This window comes from Streptomyces sp. NBC_00637 (genome assembly GCF_045161545.1).
In the GTDB taxonomy this organism is placed as follows: Bacteria; Actinomycetota; Actinomycetes; order Streptomycetales; family Streptomycetaceae; genus Streptomyces.
In genome coordinates this window covers 4,807,520-4,827,210 of sequence record NZ_CP109046.1, presented here as the reverse complement: position 1 = coordinate 4,827,210, position 19,691 = coordinate 4,807,520, and the positions used below count along the sequence as shown (strand labels likewise).

Sequence of the window (19,691 nt, the reverse complement as noted above, 5' to 3'; positions counted from 1 at the left end):
GTGCCTACGCGACCGCGCGGCCGCCCTCGCCGTTCCGCCTGAACGCCCATTCCGCCCTCGGCTCCACCACCCACCGGAAGACCCGCCGGACGGGAGAGGTGCACAGCAGGGTGACGGTGAGGGCGGCCACGAGGGTGACGGCGAGGGCGCCGAGCGGCTGGTGGATCCAGGGGTGGTCGTACCAGTGGGCGGGGCCGGCAACCTGCTTGACGAAGCCGTGCAGGAGATAGCCGTAGAGCGTGGCCGCGCCCAGGGCGGTGAACCAGGTACGGCGTCCCGGCACCCAGGCCAGGAAGCAGGCCACCAGGACGGTGGAACACCCGAAGGTGGCCAGGGTCATCACGGGGCCGTACCAGGCGGGCGCGCCCAGCTGTGCGGCGCTGTCGTCGTGGAAGAACCAGCGGTGGACGCCGTGCGGGGCCGACCAGTACGCCAGGGCCAGCGCGCCCGCGAAGACCGGCACCGCCAGGACGCGTACCGCGCGGCGGCGCACCAGCCGGAAGTGTTCCGGCCTCAGCAGCAGGCCCAGGACGAAGTAGGGCAGGAACTGGAGGACCCGCTGGAGATCGAGGTCCTTGCCGATCGCGGGCGAGAGGGTCGCGAGCATCGCGACGACCAGCGCGAGCGGCAACGGCCACCGCACGAGGCGCCAGAGCGGCGCGGTCAGCCGCCAGACGAACAGGGCGGCCAGGAACCAGGTCAGGTAGAGGGGGTCCAGCAGACTGATGTCGCGATCCGGGGCGTCGTCGGTCCACCTCGTGACGAGGGTGTACGCCACCTCGAACACCACGTACGGCACGGCCACGCCCGTGATCAGGCGCTTGACGCGCCGCGGACTGCCGTCGAAGCCGCGGGAGAAGTGGCCGGAGACGACGATGAACGCCGGCATGTGGAAGGCGTACACGAGCGTGTAGAGCGCGGTGACCGTCCGGCTGCCCTCGCGCAGGGGCTCCCAGGCATGGCCCACGGCGACCAGCAGGATCGCCAGGTACTTGGCGTTGTCGAAGAAGGCGTCCCGCTTCTTGCCGGACGCGGCCTGTGTCTGCGTGAGGTGCTCCGGCGCGGCCTGTGCCGGCGGGCCGTGTGCCGACGCGACATGTGCCGCCGGCTGGGTCGGTGGGGGCGGCGCGGCCGGTGTCGGCGGGGCCTGTGGGGGCTCGGTCTGTGGGCGCTGGGCCGCCTGTGGGGGCTCGGCCTGTGCCGGCTGGGTGCTGTTCGAAGGCAGTGTGGCCTGCCCTGTGCCCTCCTGGCGCGACCCGGACAGACCAGAACACCTCTCACACGACCGTGCTCCCTGCCCCCACACCCGCAGGGGAGAAGCTCCGACACCTTTACCGGGGCCCTGCTTACCGCCCTCGGGCCGGATAAACCTCCCGCCGCGGTCAAAGGTCGGAGAGCCCGTCGGTCACGCCGTCGTGTCCGGCTCCGAGCCTCCGCCTGCCGTCGCTTGTGCCGGCGCCGCCGCGCTCGCCTCAGCCGCCGCGTCTTCGTCTCCGTTCGTCGTCGGGGCCGACGCTTGCCCAATATACCCCTGGGGGGTATACAGAACCCATGGACCACGACCAGCACCTCCCTCCGCACGAAGACCGTCACCACGACCGGCACCACGCCCCGCACGACGATCACGCCTCCCCCGAGTCGGGGCACGGGAACGTCTCCTGGGCGATGGCGATGCAGGCGACACTGCACTGCCTCACGGGGTGCGCCATCGGCGAGATCCTCGGGATGGTCATCGGTACCGCCCTCGGCTGGGGCAATGTGCCGACCATGGTCGTCGCGATCGTTCTCGCGTTCGTGTTCGGCTATTCCTTCACGCTGGTCGCGGTACGCCGGGCCGGCCTCGGGCTCAGGGCCGCGGTCAAGGTGGCGCTGGCCGCCGACACCGTGTCGATCGCCGTGATGGAACTGGTCGACAACGCCGTCGTCGCGCTCACCCCGGGTGCGATGGAGGCCCAGTTGTCGGACGGGCTGTTCTGGGCGGCACTGCTCGGCGGCTTCGCGATCGCCTTCCTGATCACCACGCCCGTGAACAAGTGGATGATCGGCCGCGGCAAGGGCCACGCCGTCGCCCACGCCCACCACTCCTGAAGTCCCTCACCCCGCCCCTCCCCCTCACCCCTCCCCCTCGCCCCTCCCCCGGCTTCGCTCACAGCCTGCCGAACGCCACCCCGCGCCAGACCCAACCCGCCGCCAGCACCGCGTCCCGCAGTGGATCCTTCATCTCCGCGGGATCGAACCGGTAGGTCTCCCGAAGGCGCCGGCGGCCGTCGGCGTCGCGCTCGACCACCCACTGGCGGGACACCGCGGTCACCTGGCCGCGGCCGAACTCCCGCGCCACGGCAAGCCGGGGCGGGTCGCCCACCCATGTGACCTCACGCTGTTCGTCGACGGTGCGCACCTCGTGCGTCCCCGGCAGCAGACGCATCCGTATCGTGAGCGTCTGCCGCATCCGCACCCGGGCGAAGTGCGAGTGCCAGGCGGGCTCCCGGACCCGCCACTCCGCCACCAGGTCGGCACGTTCCTCGGTCAGCGCGTCACGTACGCGGTACGGAACCTCCGGACCGTTGATCGCGAAGAGCGCGGCCCGGACCTCCTCGGCCGAGCGCGGCACGAGACCGCTTCCGGGGTGCCTGGTTCCGGTCAACCTGTCGAAAAAACCCATCCGACCACCCTAGGACCAGGGCGAGTTCGGCCATCCGAGCCGCCCCGCCCCTCGTCCGGCCGAGGGGCGAGCCGTCCCGGCACCCGCCGCTAGTCTGTCCCCTCATGGGGAGAACCGCTGGTGGGCAGATGGCGGTCGTGGCCGCCTTGGTGCGGTCGGCGTTCCTGGTGAACACCGTGTACGCGGAGGCGAGCCGCGCCCACGGCCTCACCCCGCAGCAGGGCCAACTGCTGTGCGTGCTGATGCCGCAGCCGTACGGCATGAGCGAACTCGGCGAGATGCTCGGGCTCGCCAGGTCGAGCCTGACGGGGCTGGTGGACCGGACGGTCCGGCGCGGACTGGTCCGGCGCGAGCCGGATCCGCGGGACGGGCGGGCCGTCCGCGTCGGGCTCACCGACGAAGGCGACCGGCTCGCGCACGGGTTCTACGACGAGACGTGCCGCCGCCTCGAGAACCTGCCCTCGGGCCTGAACACGAACGAACGCGACCGGCTCGCCGCGCTGCTCGCCCGTGTCGTCCTCGACAACAAGGTGCCCGAACTCTTCACCGATCCCCACGCCTGACGTCGACGCCGGACCGACCGAGATCGTCCGCCTCGCCCTCCGCTTCGGTCCGCGCGGCGATCTTCAGAGCCAGGGTCACCGCGATCGACGTCAGTGCCATCGCCGTCATCGCCGTCGCGGATGAGGTGAGTTGGGCCATCGCGCCGGCCAGCGCCGCGCTCACGCCCTGCATGGTGAGCATGCCTGCCGAGTGCAACCCCAGCGCGTGGCCGCTGAGTTCGGGCGGGGTGAGAGCCATCAGCCGCTCCTGCTGGACGAGGCTCGCGCCGAAGCCGACGGAGGCCAGCGCGACACAGACCGCGGCGAGCGGGAGGGCGGGGCGCAGGGCGAAGAAGGCGTAGGGAGTGGCCAGGAGCAGAAGAAGGGGAGTGGCCAGACGGGGGCGCAGGGCCGGCCGGACGAGACGGCCCACGGTCACGTCACCCACCAGCATGCCCAGCGCCCCGCACGCGAACAACGTGCCCGCCGCGTCGGGGTCGTAGGAAACGAAGAGGGCCTCGCAGCCGACGACCAGGCCGTTGGGGAGCCACAGACCCAGATAGGTGAGGCGGCGGGGACGGGAGGACCACAGGACGGCGTTGGTGCGCCGGGTCACGGCGACCGAGGGCCGGCCGGAGGCCCGCGGCGCGCGGGCGGTCAGGCCGAAGCGGGTGACCAGGGCGGCGGTCGCGTAGAGCAGGGCGGCGAGCAGCAGGACAGGGCGCGGGGACGCCGTGGTCACCAGGGCTCCGCCGGTGGCGAATCCGATGATCTGCATCAGCCCGCTCTGCATGTTGAAGAGCGAACGCCCCGGCAGATAACCGTCCTTGGTGAGGATCTCGTTCAGCAGGCCCCAGCGGACGCCGCCGCCGAGCGAGGCGATCAGCCCCTGGAGGAGGACGACCGCGAAGACACCCCACACCGGCAGCCCGGGCAGCGCCAGGACGGCCGTCGCGGCGGCGAAGGCGAGGGAGACGCCGGTCAGCGCCGACCGCGGGGGCAGCCGGTCGGCGCCCGAGAGGAAGAAGGTCGCGCCCAGCACCTGCGCGAGGGAGGGGCCGAACATGCTCACCGCCGACAGCAGCGGGGAGTCGGTGGCGCGGTAGACGAGCGTGCCGAGGGCGAGCCCGCTCACCGTCCCGGCGGCGGTCGATGCGGCGGCGGCAAGGAAGAGGGGCGTGAACTCGGGGGTCCGGAAGAGCTGTCGGTACGTGTGGCCGGTCATGCGCGGAGTCTGCGGCGGCCCGTAGAGGGGTGGTTATTGTTTCGCGGGACCGCGAAACGTCCCCTGTCGTACGGCGACGGACACGGCCACGGCCACGAGCACGGCCACAGGCACAGGCTCGGACACGGGCACGGGGTGGGGGCGCGGGGGCATGGGCTGGTGGCAGGTGAACGCGGACACGCTGGCGCGCAGCCGGTTCGTGCTCTCGCCGCTCGCCGAGACCTTCGCGAGCCTGAAACTGCTGCACGCGGGCGTGGGGACGCATCCCGGCGAGCGCGACTGGCTGCGCGACCGTCTCCCCGGCTACCGCGCCGTGCTGGCGGCCGACCCGGTGACCGGGCTGCTGATGCGGGCCGGGCTCGGGCGACGGGGGTCCCCCCGCGCGAGCGCATCCGAGCGTGGGGGATGGATCGCCGATTTCCTCACGCCCACGCCGAGGGACGGCGAGAGCTTCGAGGAGGGTGTGGCCCGGGTACGGGCGGCCGATCCGGCGGAGGCCCGCGCCCATCTGCGGATGTCCCTGGAAGGCCCGCTGCCCGCCGCCCTGGACCGGGACGACCTGCCGGACCGGGCGGCCGGGCTGCTGGAGTACGTGTGGGAGACCGGCGTACGGCCGCACTGGGAGCGGCGGCGGCACGTCCTGGAGGCCGATGTCGTGGCGCGGACCGCGCAGGTCAGCCGGGGCGGCTGGGCCGCCGTACTGGACTCGCTGCGGCCGGGGACGCGGTGGCTCGGCGAGAGTCGGTTTCAGGTCAACCTGCACGAGTATCCGCCCCGCGAGATCTCCGGAGCCGAGCTGGTGTTCGTGCCGGTCACCCCGAAGACGGGGTGGGTGTCGTGGGACGAACGGGAGCGGTACGCCGTCGTCTATCCCTGCACGGGAGCGCTCGCCGAGGACCACCGGGACCGGGCCCGCGCCGTGCCGGCGGCGCTGGGTGCCCTGCTGGGGCCGGGCCGGGCCGCGGTGCTGGTCCTCCTGGCGGCGCCTCTGAGCACGACCCAGCTGGTCGCCCTCACCGGCCAGGGGCTCGGCTCGGTCGGGCGCCATCTTCGGGTGCTGCTGGACGCGGGGCTGGTGGAGCGGCGGCGCGCGGGACGGTCGGTGCTGTACTCGCGGACCGCGGCGGGCGACGTCCTGGCCGGGGCCTGCGCCCGTTAGCCGTCCCGGGGGCCACCACCGGTCAGCCGTCCCGGCGGCCCTGAGCGGGCGGCGCGAGCGGGGCGGGCTGGTCGGGCGGGCCCGCACCGCCGACGAGCCCGCGCCGGCCGCGACCGCCACCGGAAGCGGGGGGGCGCCCCGGAAGGGGTGGGTTCACCGCGCGGGGCTAGCATCCGAGGCATGACTACTGATGCCGGTGCCTCTCCCCTCGACGTTCGGATCGATGCCCTCAAGGGCGGTTCGGCGGAGCTCTCCCAGTACGCGGGCAAGGCCGTGCTCGTGGTGAACGTGGCCTCCAAGTGCGGCCTGACCCCGCAGTACACGGGCCTGGAGAAGCTCCAGGAGCGCTACGCCGCCCAGGGCTTCACCGTGCTGGGCGTGCCCTGCAACCAGTTCCTCGGGCAGGAGCCCGGCACCGCCGAGGAGATCGCCGAGTTCTGCTCGGCCACCTACGGGGTGTCCTTCCCGCTGACCGAGAAGGTCGAGGTCAACGGCTCGGACCGGCATCCGCTGTACGAGCGGCTCGTCGGGTTCGCGGACGGCGAGGGCCACGACGGCGACATCCGCTGGAACTTCGAGAAGTTCCTGATCGGGCGGGACGGGACCGTCGTCGCCCGCTTCTCCCCGCAGACCGAGCCCGAGGCCGCCGAGGTCGTCGCGGCCATCGAGAGCCAGCTGGGCTAGTCGGTTCCCGACGGGACCGTCCGGCTTGACCTTGCCCCTGGGGCAGGGCGGAGCCTCCTCGTCGCCGGGCGCGAAGGCCGCCCGGTGACGGAGGACGACGGGGGTGCGGGTGGACACCGGGGATGACGGCGCGCTGCTCACGATCGGCGCGTTCGCCGCGCGGGCCCGGCTCTCGGCCAAGGCGCTGCGGCTGTACGACCGGCTCGGGCTGCTCGCCCCGGCGCACATCGACGAGGCCAGCGGTTACCGCTACTACCGGGCCGGCCAGGTCGAACGCGCCCGGCTGGTGGCCATGCTGCGCCAGCTGGACATGCCGCTCGCGCGGATCGCCGAGGTGGTGGAGACCACCGACGGGCCCGCGTCCGGGGATCTGCTCGCCGCCTACTGGGGCGATGTCGAGACCCGGTTCGCCGCCCAGCGCACCCTCGCCGCCTACCTCCGTGCACGGCTGTCGGGGAGGAGCTCCGAGATGTACGAGAAGTTCGAGGTCCGGTTGGTCGACGTGCCCGAGCAGGTGATCGTCACCGAGACACGGCACACGCTCGCGGACGAGTTGCCCACGTGGATCCCCGCCTCGCTGGGGCGGCTGGAGGAGGCTGCCGGGCAGTGCGGGGGTGTCGTCGGGGCGCCGTTCGTCGTCTACCACTCCGCGGTGTCCATGGAGAGCGACGGGCCGGTCGAGACCTGTGTGCCGGTCGCCGACGAGCCCGGGATCCGGGCCTGGGCGGCCGCACAGGGCCGGGGCCGGCAGTTCCGGGTGCGGGTGGAGCCGGCCCGCCGGCTCGCTTACACGAGGATCACCAAGGCGCAGGTGGCGCATCCGCAGATCCTCGCCCCGTACGAGGCGGTGGAGGCCTGGATGAAGCGGGAGGGCTGGGACTACGACGGGCTCTGCCGGGAGGTCTACTTCGCCGACTGGGACGCGGCGGGAGCCGAGGATCCGGTGTGTGACGTGGCGTTCCCGGTGAAGCGGGGCTAGCGGAGCCGGCCGGGGAAGCGGGGCCGGCGGAACCGGCCGGCGGCCCCCGTCGGGGACGCCCCGGGAAGGTCTCGGGGTGGACCCGGAGATACCCCGGGAATGTGCCGAGCCCCCTCGGCAAGGACGGCGATCTGGTCGAGGGGGCCCTGGGGTCGTGCTGGTGAAGCTGGTCGTACCGGTGATGCTGGTGAAGCTGGTCGTACCGGTGGGGCTGTCTCAGGGGATCGTCCCCTTACGCCTTGACCGATGCCACGAAGGTGTTCCACGCGTCGGCGGGGAAGGCCAGGGTCGGGCCCTCGGTGACCTTGGAGTCACGGACGGCCATGGCCGCACGGAGGGGGGACTTGATCTCGACGCACGCGCCGTTGCCCTGGGAGTAGGAGGACTTGACCCACTCGTTCGCGGCGCCCTGCTGGATTGCCATGTTCGCTCCGGTAGTCAGTTGCTGAGTTGCTGTCACCAGGCCGTGCGCAGATCTCCGTCCGCAGGCATGGTTTGCGCCACCGTTGTTGCTTGATGGCGTGATCGACGCTACTCGCCAACATCGAGATGCGGAGCGACTATTCACCCGTCCGGATGGCATATTCCATAGGGACTTCCCCCCGGCCCGGCCGAAGGTGTACCTTGCGCCGCTTCATGAAGCGCTCTCCCTGGCATAGTCCTTCGCCACCTTCGCGATGAACTCCCGCGTCTGGTCGGCGTTCAGGGCCTGCGCCCGCAGGTGCTCGTACATCACGCTGTACTTCTGCACGTCCTGCGGCTTCTCCAGGTACAGGTCGCTGGTGACTCCCTCGATGTAGACCACGCTGGAGTCGGCGGCGTCCGGGAACTCGAGGATCGCGTACTGGCCGCTCACCCCCGGATGCGCGCCCATGGTGAACGGGATCAACTGCACGGTGACGTGCGGCAGCTGGGACATCTCCAGCAGGTAGTCGAGCTGCTCGATCATCACCTGCCGGTTGCCGACCTCGCGACGCAGCGCCGCCTCGTCCAGGACCGCCCACAGGCGCAACGGGTTGTCGGCTGTGGAAATACGTTCCTGTCGGCGCAGGCGCACCTGGATCCGCTTCTCGATGTCCGCCGGCGGGGCCTCCGGCAGCGCGCCCGAGATCAGGGCCTCCGCGTACTGCCGGGTCTGGAGCAGCCCGGGCACGACCTGCGGGTCGTACACGCGCAGGCTCGCCGCGTCCGTCTCCAGGCCGATGTAGACGCTGTACGGAACATCGCCGAAGGCATGCCACCAGCCCTGCTGGCGGGAGTCCTTGGCCATCTCCATCAGCGAGTCGACCATCCGCTGGTCCTCGACCTCGTACACCCCGCACAGGTCACGGACGTCGCGCTGACTGATGCTGCGTCGGCCGTTCTCCAGCCGGCTGATCTTCGACTGGGACACCAGCAGGCGCTCGGCGACCTCTTCGGCCGTCATGCCCTTGAGCTCACGGAGCCGACGCAGCTCCTGGCCCAGCCGGCGTCGCCTGACGGTGGGATTGACATTGGACGCCACGGGACGTGCACCTCCGGCTGCGTGTCTGTACCTGACACTTTGCGTATCTGCTGTTGAGCAGACTGCCACCAAGGCGCTTTCTACCGCTGGAAAACGGTGGATATGCGGCGGGTACACGCCAGTTCGGGTCCGTCCCCCGACATGCGTCCGCGCGGGGCGGCGGGTCGCTACCTCCCACCACCCCGCGCGGCCGCCGCGGCTCCCGGACGGGTCCTGAATCCGACGGGTACAACTGGCCCTGCGGGTCTTACGTCTTACGGGTGTTACGTCCTACGGGTCTTGCGTCACAGGGTCACCCGGTCCTGCCGGCGCGGTGTCGTGGCACTGCGGCTCAGTGAGCCACGACACGCGCCATGGGACCTCGGTGCGGCTGCGCCGGAACGCCACGGGCGGGCTCCGGAGCGGGCCTGGCACCGGGTCCGGCCTGCCGGCCGGGTGGTGCCTGGTTACGACGCGGCTGTGCCACCGCGCCGTTCTGGACGTCCATCACGGCGTGCGCCACGAGGCCGCCCATCGGGTCGTGCCTGATCAGATCCCGCAACCGGGAGCGGGACGAACGTCCCTCGTTGCCCGGGTACAGGTGCTTGCCGAGGCCGACCGCGTGCGCCAGTGCGGCGAGCGCCGCGGTCCGCGGGTCCGGCGGTACGCCGGTGCGGATCGCGGAGTCCAACCGGGCTTTGATCTCCCGGCTGATGTCGGTGTCCGTCGCCTGGTAGCGAGTCGTCGGCAGCACTCCGCACATCTGTCCCGCCACGGCATGAACCATGCCGCACCGCTCCAGATGCGAGAGGTAGGTCTGGCGTAGCCCGAGACGCGGCCCGCCGATCCAGTGGACGGCCCGTACAGGAGCGCCACGCCTTCGCAGCAACTCCAACGCGCAGTCCAGCGTTGGGTCTCCAGTCGGCCGTGGGGACACCACGGCGATACGATCCCCGTCAGGGGCTATCCGTCCGGCCAGCGCCAGCTCCACTAGCTGTGCTCCGGCCAGGCCGAGGTCGAGCGACTGCGGCTGTGCGGTGGTACCCGTGGTCGGGTCCAGCGCCAGCAACAAAAGCTCTTCCGGAATTGTTCTGCGGCTCCTGCCCATCCATGCCTCCCCGCGTGGATGAGTGACAGGGTGACCCCTCTCACATTGGTCTGTCGAGGGTGCGTGACCTGTTTGTAGTGGAACCAGTAGGTATGTCGTTCTCGTCTACCGCAGGAGCCAAGCGCTCTACACAGGACACTGGTACATGGTTCGGACACGCCGTGAGGTGTGTTTCGGGCGGGCGGTTCACGGTTCGGCACGAGCGCGCGGTGGGCGTGCGGCACAGGAGGAGGCATCGGTGGCGGGCGAGTCCCCCGACAGGTCGAAGCAGCGCGAGTCGTCGGCAGAACCGACGTCGGGGAGCGCGAACACGGTTCCCGAGGCACGTGATCCTCGCGAATCGCGCGAAGTCCGCGATCCGCGGGTGGCCGTGGCGCGGGAGGCCGAGCCGTCGGCGTCGCGGGGCGGCGTGGACACGGCGACGCGAGTGTTCTCGGTACGCGACGTGAAGACCGCGGAGTCCGAACAGCCCGAGGACGACGGCAAGCCGGAGCCCGACGGCAAGCCCGAAGCCGTCGAGGAGGGCGAGGAGTCCGCGCGCGCCGAGGACAGCCGCGAGGCCACGGCGGGCGACTCCGCCGAGGACGCCACGGCGGCCGAGCACGCCGACACCGAGGCCGAGCCCGAAGCCGAGGCCGAGGAGCCCGCAGACGCCGAGGAGCCCGCAGAGGCCGAGAACGGCGGCACGGCCGCCGGGACCGACTCCGAGGCGGCCGAGGACGCCGGGAGCGGCTCCAGGGGCGCTCAGGACGGCCCCGAGGGCGCCGAGACCGCCGCGAGCGGCTCGGGGACCACCGAGGACGCTTCCGAGGGCGGCGACGACCGTCTGCGGCAGGCCGTGGCCCAGTGGGTGGCCTCGGCGGACGACAAGAGCCCCGCGGCGAAATCCACGGCGGGCACGACGGACGCGACGGACGGCGGGAACTCCTCGGACGAGGACACCGACGGCCGGGCGGAGGAACGTTCCGCGAGCGACGCCGAGGCAGCCGACGAAGCCGACGAGCCCGCCGACGCGAAGCCCGAGGCCGAGCCCGCTGCCGAGCCCACCTCCAGGTCCGCCTCCAAGCCGGCGCCGAAGTGGGCGTCGGAATCCGCCGAGGCACCCGTCGCGGACGAGGGGTCCGACCGGGCCCAGGACGCCGAACCCGACGCCGCTGACACCGACACCGACGCCGACACCGACGCCGCCGAGCCCGACGACTCACCCGTCGACCAGCCCACCGCCGTCTTCAAGGCCCCCCGGCCGAAGCCCGCCGTCGACCAGCCCACCACCATGCTGAAGCTGGGCGGCGCCACCCGGCCCAAGGCGGACGAGGACGCGGTCACCCCGAAGGCCGACCCGAAGGTCGACGCGAAGGCCGACGCGAAGGCGACGCCCGAGGCTCCCGCCGAGCGGACCAGTAAGTTCGTCGCGCTCAAGCCGCTCGACGAGCCCCGCCCGCCGAAGCCGGCCGACGTCACCGCCCTCGTCCCGCAGATCGGTCCCGAGCGCACCACGCAGCAGCCGCTGCCGCCGAAGCCGCCGCTGGACCTGCTGGCCGAGCTGACGAACACCCCGCCGCCCCCGCCGACCCCGCTGCGCACGCTCGGCCGACGGCTCAAGATCTGGACGCCGCTGGTCATCCTGCTGTTGGTCGCGTTTGCGATCGCGCAGGCCGTACGACCGCTGCCGGCGACCGCTCTCACGCTCACCGCGAACGACTCTTACACCTTCGAAGGCGGCAAGACGCAGCTGCCCTGGCCGGGTGAGGGGCAGGGCTGGATCGACGCCGACGGCGTCGGCACCATGGGCAGCTTCGGCAAGCAGACCCCCGTGGCCATCGGCTCGGTCGCCAAGACCATGACCTCGTACATCATCCTCAAGGACCACCCGATGAAGGCCGGGGAGGAAGGTCCGGAGATCGAGGTCGACGCGACGGCGGAGAAGGAGGGCGGCTACGACGTCTCCGGCGACGAGTCGACGCTCAACACCGTCAAGGCGGGCGACCGGCTCACCGAGAAGCAGGCCCTGTCGGCCGTCCTGATCCCCTCCGCCAACAACATCGCGCGGCTGCTCGCGCGCTGGGACGCGGGGTCGGAGGCGGCGTTCGTGGAGAAGATGAACGCCACCGCCAAGGAACTGGGGATGAGCGACACGACGTACACCGATCCCTCGGGCCTGAAGGAGACCACCGTCTCCACGGCCGAGGACCAGGTGAAGCTCGGCCGCGCGTTCGTGAAGGTCCCGGCCCTGGTGTCGATCTCCAGCGCGGCCAGCTGGACCGACCCTTCCGGCAAGTACTGGAACAACTACAACGAGCTGCCGTACAACATGGGCGCGATCGGCATCAAGACCGGCAGCACCACCGCGGCCGGCGGCAACCTGCTCTTCGCCTCCCGCAAGAAGGTCGACGGGCAGACGGTGACCCTCGTCGGCGCGATCCTCGGCCAGCACAAGCCGAAGATCCTCGAGACGGTCAACGCGGTCAGCAAGACGGCACTGCTCGCCGCCCAGGACGCGCTCACCTCGGCGAAGATCCTGAAGAAGGGTGACGTCGTCGGATATGTGGACGACAAGCTGGGCGGCCGCACGCCCGTCGTCATCACCAAGGACGTCCCCGCGGTCGGCTGGGCGGGCATGACGGTGAAGCTGTCCTTCACCGCCGACGACGTGCCGCACAAGGCGAAGGCCGGCACCCAGGTGGGCACGCTCACCGTCGGGGACGGCACCAGCAGCGCGGTGAAGGTGCCGGTCGCGCTGCAGACGGACCTGGTCGAGCCGGGCTTCTCGGACAAGCTGACGCGCATCGGCTGACCCGCGACCCCGCTCGTACGCCTACGTCACCCCGTCGGGCAGCCGCCCGGCGGGGTGCGTGCTAGCGTCACGAAACGGGACAGGTCGCCGGTCGCAGGGACGCAGCCGTGAAGCGGACGCGAACGGCATGCGGCCGAGAGCAGAAGACGGGACACGGGGAGTGCCTTCAGGTGGCCACTGCGGAGCCGACACGCGCCGACGACACCGGTCAGGACCCGGACGCCGGCGCGCGACCGAGGGTGCCCGCTCCACAGTCGGGCGACCACGACCGTGACGACCGTGACCCGGTGGTAGAGCTCGAGCGGGACGGCGTCCCGGACCCCACGGCGACGGACGGGCGCGCGGACGCGCGTGTGGACGACGGGGACGGCGTCGACGGCCGTGCGGACGCCACAGACAGCCGTGTGGACGACATCGACAGCCATATGGACCGTATGGACGGTCATGTGGACAGCGTGGACTCCATGGACGGCCAGGTGGACGGCGATCACCGTGCACCGCATGTGGACGGCAATCGCCTCGAACCGCATGTGGACGGCACGGACGGCCCTGTGGACGATGCGGATCGTGCGCGTGAGCCGTCCAGGGTGAGATCCGCGGTCGACCGGATGGGCGGGTGGTTGCGACGTCACCCCGTGCTGTCCATGACGGGACTGTCCGGCGTCCTGCACCTCGTCTGGTTCTTCACGTTCGCGAACAGTGGCGGCGACCTCGCGGCGCAGGACGCCTGGGCCGAGTTCGTCGGCCGGCATCCCGACTCCGCGTACAACCTTGCCTGGTACGGCGGCATGCACCCGGTGTCGTACAGCATGGTGTCGCCGTACCTGATGTCCCTGCTCGGCGTCCGGACGACGATGATGATCGCCGGGACGCTCTCGGCAGGGCTGCTGACACTGATCCTGCTGCGCTGCCGGCCGGTGAAGAACCCGTTGTGGCCGGCGCTGGCCGGGGTCTTCGCCCTGCTGTGCAACGCGGCTTCCGGCCGGGTGACGTTCGGGCTCGGCAACACGTTCGCGCTGGGCGCGGTCGCGGTCGTGTTCTGCTGGCCGTACCGCTGGCGCTACAAACGGTGGGCGAAGGCGCTGTGCGCCGCCCCGCTCGCCGCGCTCGCCACGATGGGTTCGCCGGTGGCGGGGCTTTTCGTGGGGCTCGTCGCCGCCGCGCTGTTCCTCCAGAAGCGGCGGCCCGGCGCGTGGGCGCTGGGGCTCGCACCGACGGCCGTGGTGGCCCTGTCGGCCTGGCTGTTCCCGTTCTCCGGCACCCAGCCGATGTCCTTCGGGTCGGCGTCCCTGCCGCTGCTGTCCGCGGTGGCCGTCTTCGTCGCCGTCCCGCGTGACTGGAAGACGGTGCGGATCACCTCGGCGGTGTACGGGCTCGGGGTCCTGCTGGTGTGGCTGATCAGCTCGCAGATCGGGTCCAACATCACGCGGCTCGCCATGCTGTTCACGGGCGTGGTGCTGATGGCGGCGCTGCCGTTCGCCGTGCCGCGCAGCCGCAAGTGGTACGTGATCGTCCTGGCGTTCCTCGGCTTCGTGGGCTGGATCGGCTTCAAGTCGGTCGACGACGTCCTGCGGACGACCCCGGCGGCGTCCTGGGCGCGTGAGCTGGCGCCGCTCGTCAACGAGCTCCAGGAGATCGGCGCGGAGAAGGGGCGGGTGGAGGTCGTACCGGCCCGCTCGCACCGCGAGGCGTCCGCGCTCGCGCCGTACGTCAACCTCGCCCGGGGCTGGAACCGCCAGGCCGACATGGAGCGCAACCCCCTCTTCTACGACGACACCCTCAACTCGGCGAACTATCACGAGTGGCTCCAGCGGTGGGCCGTGCACTTCGTCGTCGTCCCGAAGGAGGCGCTGGACGGGGACGGCGGTGAACGGGAGCGGCAGCTGGTGCAGCGGGGGCTCCCGTATCTGGTGCAGATCTGGGGCGACGCCAACTGGCAGCTGTTCAAGGTCACCGACCCCGCCTCGCTCGCCGAGCCGAACGCGGTGGTGCAGCGGGCCAAGCAGGACGAGATGACGATCGACGTGAAGAAGGCGGGGCGGATCCTGATCCGGATCCCGTACTCGCCGTGGCTGAGTGTCGTGGACGCGCAGGGCAAGAGCCTCAAGCCGCCGCAGGAGACGGACGCGTCCAAGGACCGCGCCGAGGGGGAGCCGAAGACGTACGACAACGTCGACGGATGCCTGTTCGAGACGGAGGAGGACGCGGACGGGGACAAGTGGACGATGCTGGTCGCTCCGCGGGCCGGCGTGTACCGGCTGGCCGCGCCCTACCAGCTGCCGCGTGGCACCCCCTGCCCGGACGAACTCAAGCAGCCGTGATCAGCGCAGCTCGGTCACGTACCGGTCGGTGCCCGGCACCGTCGGGATGAACGGGGCGATCAGTTCCACGCGCCCCAGGCCCGACTCCGTCACCGCCTCCTCCAGGCCGGTGAAGTGTGGGTCCCAGCAGTCCCTCGGGTCGCTCTCCAGGAACCAGAGCAGGGTCAGGCGGGTGTCGACGCCCTCGACCTGCTTGACGTAGGTCATGCGGTCGCCGGGGAGGGGGGTGGGGCGGAAGACGGTGACCATGGCCGTCGGGGAGCTCGCCACCCGCCGGGGGAGGTGGCGGGCGCGCAGCCACTCCAGGAGTTCGGCGCGCCGCTGCGCCGAGTCCGCGTCGATCACCTCGAGCACCAGGCCCGCGTACGGGTGGTCCAGGGCGTGGAAGTCGCGGGGGCCGGCGGCGCCGTCCCGGTACACGGTGGTCTCGTGGTCCTGGAACGCCGTGAAGACGTGGGTGCGGTCCTGGTAGACGCGGGCGTCCCGGTTGAGGCGCTTGTTGATGGCGACGGTCCACTTCATGTGCTCGTCGTAGCGGCCGTCGGTGATCCAGTAGGTGGAGAGGTAGCAGCCGGCGGTGACCGGCTGGGCGATCGCCGACTTCTCCGGGCGGCGCAGGAGCTGGAGGTCGCGGGTCGCGACCCATCTGCGGCCCGCGTACATCCAGGGCATCGCCATCGCGCCGGCGTAGTAGTGGTCGTCCTCGTACCAGCGGTTGTACGCGTACTCGTGGCCGGGCCGCGGTTCGACCATGGTGATCAGGGCGTGGCCGGGGCGCACCCCGTACGGGCCGACGGCGGCCAGGTCGGCGTACGTCTCGCTGCGGGTGTCGCCCCGCGTGTCGCCGTGCATGTCGCCCGGCGTGTCGCCGTGCTTGTCGCCGTGCGTCTCGGTGCGCCTGTCGCGGTGCGTCTCCTCGCTCATGCTCTTCCCCATCCTCGGTGACTGGCCCATACTCTGACGCTCCGTCAGATAATTCGCCAGAGGCAGGCCACAGGCAGGCCGGCGGCAAGGGGGCTTGCGATGTCACTGCTCACCGGCAAGACCGTCGTCGTCTCGGGAGTCGGCGCCGGGCTCGGTCACCAGGTCGCCGCCGCGGTCGTCCGGGACGGCGGGAACGCCGTGCTGGGGGCGCGGACCGAGGCGAACCTCGCGAAGAGCGCGGCCGGGATCGACCCCGAGGGGGCGCGTACCCCGTACCGGGTCACGGACATCACCGACGAGGGGAGTTGCGAGGCGCTGGCGGAACTGGCGCGGGAGCGATTCGGGGGGATCGACGCGGTGGTGAACGTGGCGGCCTGGGACTCCTACTTCGGCGGGGTCGAGGACGCGGACTTCACGACCTGGCAGTCGGTGATCGACGTCAATCTGCTGGGGTCGCTGCGGATGACGCGGGCGTGTCTGGCCGGACTGCGGGTGAGGGGCGGGTCGGTGGTGTTCATCGGGACGCAGTCCGCCGTGGCGGCCCCCTCGCAGGTGAGCCAGGCGGCGTACGCGGCCTCCAAGGGGGCGCTGACCAGCGCCATGTACTCGCTCGCGCGGGAGTGGGGGCCGCTTCGGATCCGGGTCAACACCGTGCTGCCGGGGTGGATGTGGGGGCCGCCGGTGCAGGCCTACGTCCGGTTCACCGCGCAGACGGAGGCGGTGGCGGAGGAGGAGGTGCTGGGGCGGCTCACGGCGCGGATGGCGTTGCCCGAGCTGGCGACGGACGCGGATGTGGCGGACGCGGCGGTGTTCCTGGCGTCGGACCGGGCGCGAGCGATCACCGGACAGTCGTTGCTGGTCAACGCCGGGGAGCTGATGCGTTGAGTTCATATAGATGAACGCGAACCACCATACCGAATTCCTTTACCTCCCCTTGACCTTACGGTTACTTGTCGTGTTCACGCGGCAGCGCCCACGATGAGCGCCGGGCCGAACGCCGGGCTGAACTATGGGAGGGCGCACATGAACGGTCTCGACTGGACCGTGCTCATCAGCTATTTCGGCGTGATGGTCGCGATCGGCGTCTGGTCGCACAAGCGCGTCGACGACGTGAGCGACTTCTTCACCGCCGGCGGCAAGATGCCGTGGTGGCTGTCCGGCATCTCGCACCACATGTCGGGCTACAGCGCGGTGATGTTCACCGGGTACGCGGGCATCGCCTACACCTACGGCGTCACCTCCTTCGTCACCTGGTCCTTCCCCATCGCGCTCGGGATCGCCATCGGCTCGAAGCTGTTCGCGCCGCGCATCAACCGGCTGCGGTCACGGCTCCATGTGGCTTCCCCGCTGGAGTATCTGAAGAACCGCTACGACCTCAAGACCCAGCAGGCGCTGGCCTGGTCGGGAATGCTGCTGAAGATCGTGGACGTCGGCGCGAAGTGGGCCGCCATCGCGACCCTGCTGTCCGTCTTCACCGGGATCTCCCTCAACCAGGGCATCCTCATCACCGGCGCGATCACCGCCGTCTACTGCACCATCGGCGGCCTGTGGGCCGACGCGCTGACCGAACTGGGCCAGTTCGTGATCCAGTTGCTGGCCGGCGTCGCGATGTTCGTCGCCGTCGTACTGAAGCTGAACGACAAGGGCATCGGGTTCCTGGACGCCTGGGACCAGCCGGCGCTCCAGGGCCACGACAAGCCGCTGGTCGCGCAGTACGGCACGGTGTTCCTGCTCGCGTTCCTGTTCATCAAGCTCTTCGAGTACAACGGCGGGATGCTCAACCAGGCCCAGCGGTACATGGCCACGGGCAGCCCGAAGGAGGCCGAGCGCTCCGCGCGGCTGTCGGCGGTGCTGTGGCTGGTCTGGCCGCTGGTGCTGTTCTTCCCGATGTGGATGTCGCCGCTGCTGGTGACGTCGAACAAGCCGGACGGCTCCGACTCCTACGCGCTGATGACCGAACAGCTGCTGCCGCACGGCCTGCTGGGGCTCGTCATCGTCGGCTTCTTCTCCCACACGATGGCCATGTGCTCGTCCGACGCCAACGCCATCGCCGCCGTCTTCACCCGGGACTGCGCGCCCGTGATCTGGGCCAGGGCGCGGGAGTGGAACCAGCGGTCGGGGCTGATCGCGGCGCGCGTGGCGACCGTCGTCTTCCTCGGCCTCTCCATGGCGGCGGCCACGCAGGTCAACTCCCCCGCCTTCAAGGACATCATCACGGTCGTCATCAAGTGGGTGGCCGGTCTGATGGGCCCGATGGCGATCCCGATGATGCTGGGCCTGTTGCGCCCGTTCCGCCGCTCCGGCCCGACCGCCGCCCTGACCAGCTGGTCGATGGGTCTGCTGGCCTTCTGGCTGGTCAACTACCCGATCAACTGGAACGTCGACGGCGGAGTGCCGCTCCAGTACCAGGTGTCGATCCCGCTGGCCGTGTCGCTGGTCCTCTACATCCTCGTCGGCTTCATCAAGCCCGAGGACACCCCGGAGCGCCTCGCGATCATCGAGCGGATCAACACGGACGGGGACGGCGACTCTTCGGCCGCCGCACGGCTGCCGCGCCCCAAGGACGAGGTCCCCACGGCGGTGACGGACTAACTCCCCCTGGGGTACCTGGCCAGCCAGCCCGGTGAGGCACCGGCGGGACCGTGCAGAGCGGGCCCCTGGGTCATCTCCATGGCGAAGTCGTCGGCCAGTTCCAGGATCGTGGGACGGCCCTCCAGCTCGGCCAGCCAGGCCGGCGGGAGGGCCGTCTCGCCGTGCAGGGCCCCGAGCAGACCGCCGGCGAGCGCGGCGGTCGGCCCCGAGGGCGCCCCGTGGTTCACCGCGAGCCGCAGCCCGTGCCGGACGTCCTCCGCGACGAGGGCGCAGTAGACGGCACCCGACAGCACGGCCTCCGCGGTGCCCGCCGCCGCGAGCTCCTCCACCCGCGCGGGACCCGGCAGCCCCTGCCGTACGGCACCCAGCGCGCGCTGCAAGGCCTCCGACACCACCTCGTGTCCGGGCCGCGCGGCCAGCAGGGCGAGCGCCCGCTGCACCCCGCCGTCGAGACTCTCGCCGCAGGCCAGCGCATGCACGGTGACGGCGTACGCGGCCGCCGCGAGGTAGGCCGTGGGGTGGCCGTGGGTCTGGGCCGCGCACTCGACGGCGAGCTGGGCGACCAGGTGCGGCTCCCAGCCGACGAGCAGCCCGAAGGGCACCGAGCGGGGAACCACCTCGGGCCCGGCCGCGCCGGGGCTCTTGGGCGAGTCCAGGGTGCCCATGACCTCGTCGCCGAGCCCGAGCAGCAGTGTCCGGGTCGGATCGCGCCGGGCGTACAGCCACTCCTCGTGGGCCAGCCAGCCGTCGTCCTTGCGGCGCAGGTCGGGCCCCCAGTCGCGCTGGGTGGCCGCCCATCTCAGATAGGCCCGGTGCAGATCGGTCGGCGGATGCCAGGCGCCGGTGTCCCGCCGTACCTGGGCGCGGATCAGGCCGTCCACGGTGAACAGGGTCAGCTGGGTGAGATGGGTGACCGCGCCGCGCCGTCCGTGCGCGGGGGCCAGGTCCACGACCCCCTCGGGCCCGTGGGCCTGCCGGATCTCGTCGATGCCGAGCCCGTCGACGGGCGCCCCGAGCGCGTCCCCGACGGCCGCGCCCAGCAGCGTGCCGCGCACCCGGCTGCGGAAGTCCTGCTGTTCGGTACGGCCCCAGACCGGCCCGGCAGTCGCGCCCACCAAGTCCTCCCGCACTGTCCGTACGTACGACGTTCGTCACTGTAATCGAACAGCGCTCCGTTCCGGCCCCGGGCCCGGGCTGTCCGGTGGAGGGGTGATGAAG

The 19,691-nt window shown here is 71.4% G+C and carries 17 protein-coding genes; 9 read left to right on the top strand and 8 right to left on the bottom strand.

Annotated features, from left to right (window positions below):
* Positions 1–4: 4 nt before the first annotated feature.
* Positions 5–1,225: an acyltransferase family protein gene (locus OG440_RS21230; RefSeq protein WP_406011412.1), complete on the bottom strand. Its 1,221-nt coding sequence runs from the start codon at positions 1,223–1,225 to the stop codon at positions 5–7.
* Positions 1,226–1,551: 326 nt separating this feature from the next.
* On the opposite strand from OG440_RS21230, the gene OG440_RS21225 reads away from it, so the two are divergent.
* On the top strand, positions 1,552–2,088 hold the full coding sequence (locus tag OG440_RS21225) for a DUF4396 domain-containing protein (protein WP_406008375.1): 537 nt from the start codon (positions 1,552–1,554) through the stop codon (positions 2,086–2,088).
* Positions 2,089–2,146: 58 nt separating this feature from the next.
* On the opposite strand, the gene OG440_RS21220 is transcribed toward OG440_RS21225, so the two are convergent.
* Positions 2,147–2,644 (bottom strand): hypothetical protein, encoded by a 498-nt coding sequence (locus OG440_RS21220; RefSeq protein WP_406008374.1) that lies wholly within the window; start codon positions 2,642–2,644, stop codon positions 2,147–2,149.
* A 146-nt stretch (positions 2,645–2,790) separates the two neighbouring features.
* Here OG440_RS21220 and OG440_RS21215 point away from each other — a divergent pair, with 146 nt between their 5' ends.
* Positions 2,791–3,225: a MarR family winged helix-turn-helix transcriptional regulator gene (locus OG440_RS21215; RefSeq protein WP_406011411.1), complete on the top strand. Its 435-nt coding sequence runs from the start codon at positions 2,791–2,793 to the stop codon at positions 3,223–3,225.
* Here OG440_RS21215 and OG440_RS21210 read toward each other — a convergent pair.
* Positions 3,206–4,429: an MFS transporter gene (locus OG440_RS21210; protein WP_406008373.1), complete on the bottom strand. Its 1,224-nt coding sequence runs from the start codon at positions 4,427–4,429 to the stop codon at positions 3,206–3,208. The genes OG440_RS21215 and OG440_RS21210 overlap by 20 nt on opposite strands.
* Before the next feature lie 151 nt (positions 4,430–4,580).
* On the opposite strand from OG440_RS21210, the gene OG440_RS21205 reads away from it, so the two are divergent.
* From OG440_RS21205 to OG440_RS21195, 3 genes are all read left to right on the top strand, one after another.
* On the top strand, positions 4,581–5,588 hold the full coding sequence (locus tag OG440_RS21205; protein ID WP_406008372.1) for an ArsR/SmtB family transcription factor: 1,008 nt from the start codon (positions 4,581–4,583) through the stop codon (positions 5,586–5,588).
* Positions 5,589–5,768: 180 nt separating this feature from the next.
* Entirely contained in the window at positions 5,769–6,272 is a 504-nt protein-coding gene (locus OG440_RS21200; protein ID WP_406008371.1) for a glutathione peroxidase, read from the top strand.
* A gap of 109 nt (positions 6,273–6,381) precedes the next feature.
* A complete protein-coding gene (locus OG440_RS21195; RefSeq protein ID WP_406008370.1) occupies positions 6,382–7,251 on the top strand; it encodes a MerR family transcriptional regulator in 870 nt (289 codons plus the stop codon).
* 232 nt (positions 7,252–7,483) lie between these two features.
* Here OG440_RS21195 and OG440_RS21190 read toward each other — a convergent pair whose 3' ends face one another.
* From OG440_RS21190 to OG440_RS21180, 3 genes are all read right to left on the bottom strand, one after another.
* On the bottom strand, positions 7,484–7,675 hold the full coding sequence (locus tag OG440_RS21190) for a DUF397 domain-containing protein (RefSeq protein WP_020131958.1): 192 nt from the start codon (positions 7,673–7,675) through the stop codon (positions 7,484–7,486).
* A 210-nt stretch (positions 7,676–7,885) separates the two neighbouring features.
* Positions 7,886–8,755 carry a helix-turn-helix domain-containing protein gene (locus OG440_RS21185; RefSeq protein WP_406008369.1) on the bottom strand — a complete coding sequence of 290 codons (870 nt, stop codon included), beginning with the start codon at positions 8,753–8,755 and terminating at the stop codon, positions 7,886–7,888.
* 331 nt (positions 8,756–9,086) lie between these two features.
* On the bottom strand, positions 9,087–9,842 hold the full coding sequence (locus OG440_RS21180) for a GPP34 family phosphoprotein (RefSeq protein WP_028807190.1): 756 nt from the start codon (positions 9,840–9,842) through the stop codon (positions 9,087–9,089).
* A gap of 238 nt (positions 9,843–10,080) precedes the next feature.
* Between OG440_RS21180 and OG440_RS21175 the strand changes: the two genes are divergently transcribed.
* Positions 10,081–12,636 (top strand): D-alanyl-D-alanine carboxypeptidase, encoded by a 2,556-nt coding sequence (locus tag OG440_RS21175; protein ID WP_406008368.1) that lies wholly within the window; start codon positions 10,081–10,083, stop codon positions 12,634–12,636.
* A 170-nt stretch (positions 12,637–12,806) separates the two neighbouring features.
* The gene (locus OG440_RS21170; RefSeq protein WP_406008367.1) at positions 12,807–14,957 is read left to right on the top strand and encodes an MFS transporter; all 2,151 of its coding nucleotides are present in this window, start codon (positions 12,807–12,809) and stop codon (positions 14,955–14,957) included.
* On the opposite strand, the gene OG440_RS21165 is transcribed toward OG440_RS21170, so the two are convergent.
* Positions 14,958–15,809, bottom strand: coding sequence for a hypothetical protein (locus OG440_RS21165; protein ID WP_406011410.1), 852 nt, complete (start codon positions 15,807–15,809; stop codon positions 14,958–14,960).
* 171 nt (positions 15,810–15,980) lie between these two features.
* On the opposite strand from OG440_RS21165, the gene OG440_RS21160 reads away from it, so the two are divergent.
* Both OG440_RS21160 and OG440_RS21155 read left to right on the top strand, forming a co-directional pair.
* The gene (locus OG440_RS21160) at positions 15,981–16,766 is read left to right on the top strand and encodes an SDR family oxidoreductase (RefSeq protein WP_406008366.1); all 786 of its coding nucleotides are present in this window, start codon (positions 15,981–15,983) and stop codon (positions 16,764–16,766) included.
* A 138-nt stretch (positions 16,767–16,904) separates the two neighbouring features.
* Positions 16,905–18,473: a sodium:solute symporter family protein gene (locus tag OG440_RS21155; protein WP_406008365.1), complete on the top strand. Its 1,569-nt coding sequence runs from the start codon at positions 16,905–16,907 to the stop codon at positions 18,471–18,473.
* Here OG440_RS21155 and OG440_RS21150 read toward each other — a convergent pair.
* Positions 18,470–19,588 (bottom strand): ADP-ribosylglycohydrolase family protein, encoded by a 1,119-nt coding sequence (locus OG440_RS21150; RefSeq protein WP_406008364.1) that lies wholly within the window; start codon positions 19,586–19,588, stop codon positions 18,470–18,472. The genes OG440_RS21155 and OG440_RS21150 overlap by 4 nt on opposite strands.
* Positions 19,589–19,691: the final 103 nt, after the last annotated feature.

What these genes read in the sequence shown, in the direction of transcription:
- OG440_RS21225 (WP_406008375.1), top strand. Translation starts at nt 1,552, where the DNA reads ATGGACCACGACCAGCACCTCCCTCCGCACGAAGACCGTCACCACGAC.
- OG440_RS21215 (WP_406011411.1), top strand. Translation starts at nt 2,791, where the DNA reads ATGGCGGTCGTGGCCGCCTTGGTGCGGTCGGCGTTCCTGGTGAACACC.
- OG440_RS21210 (WP_406008373.1), bottom strand. Translation starts at nt 4,429, where the DNA reads ATGACCGGCCACACGTACCGACAGCTCTTCCGGACCCCCGAGTTCACG.
- OG440_RS21205 (WP_406008372.1), top strand. Translation starts at nt 4,581, where the DNA reads ATGGGCTGGTGGCAGGTGAACGCGGACACGCTGGCGCGCAGCCGGTTC.
- OG440_RS21200 (WP_406008371.1), top strand. Translation starts at nt 5,769, where the DNA reads ATGACTACTGATGCCGGTGCCTCTCCCCTCGACGTTCGGATCGATGCC.
- OG440_RS21190 (WP_020131958.1), bottom strand. Translation starts at nt 7,675, where the DNA reads ATGGCAATCCAGCAGGGCGCCGCGAACGAGTGGGTCAAGTCCTCCTAC.
- OG440_RS21180 (WP_028807190.1), bottom strand. Translation starts at nt 9,842, where the DNA reads ATGGGCAGGAGCCGCAGAACAATTCCGGAAGAGCTTTTGTTGCTGGCG.
- OG440_RS21165 (WP_406011410.1), bottom strand. Translation starts at nt 15,809, where the DNA reads ATGCACGGCGACACGCGGGGCGACACCCGCAGCGAGACGTACGCCGAC.
- OG440_RS21160 (WP_406008366.1), top strand. Translation starts at nt 15,981, where the DNA reads ATGTCACTGCTCACCGGCAAGACCGTCGTCGTCTCGGGAGTCGGCGCC.
- OG440_RS21155 (WP_406008365.1), top strand. Translation starts at nt 16,905, where the DNA reads ATGAACGGTCTCGACTGGACCGTGCTCATCAGCTATTTCGGCGTGATG.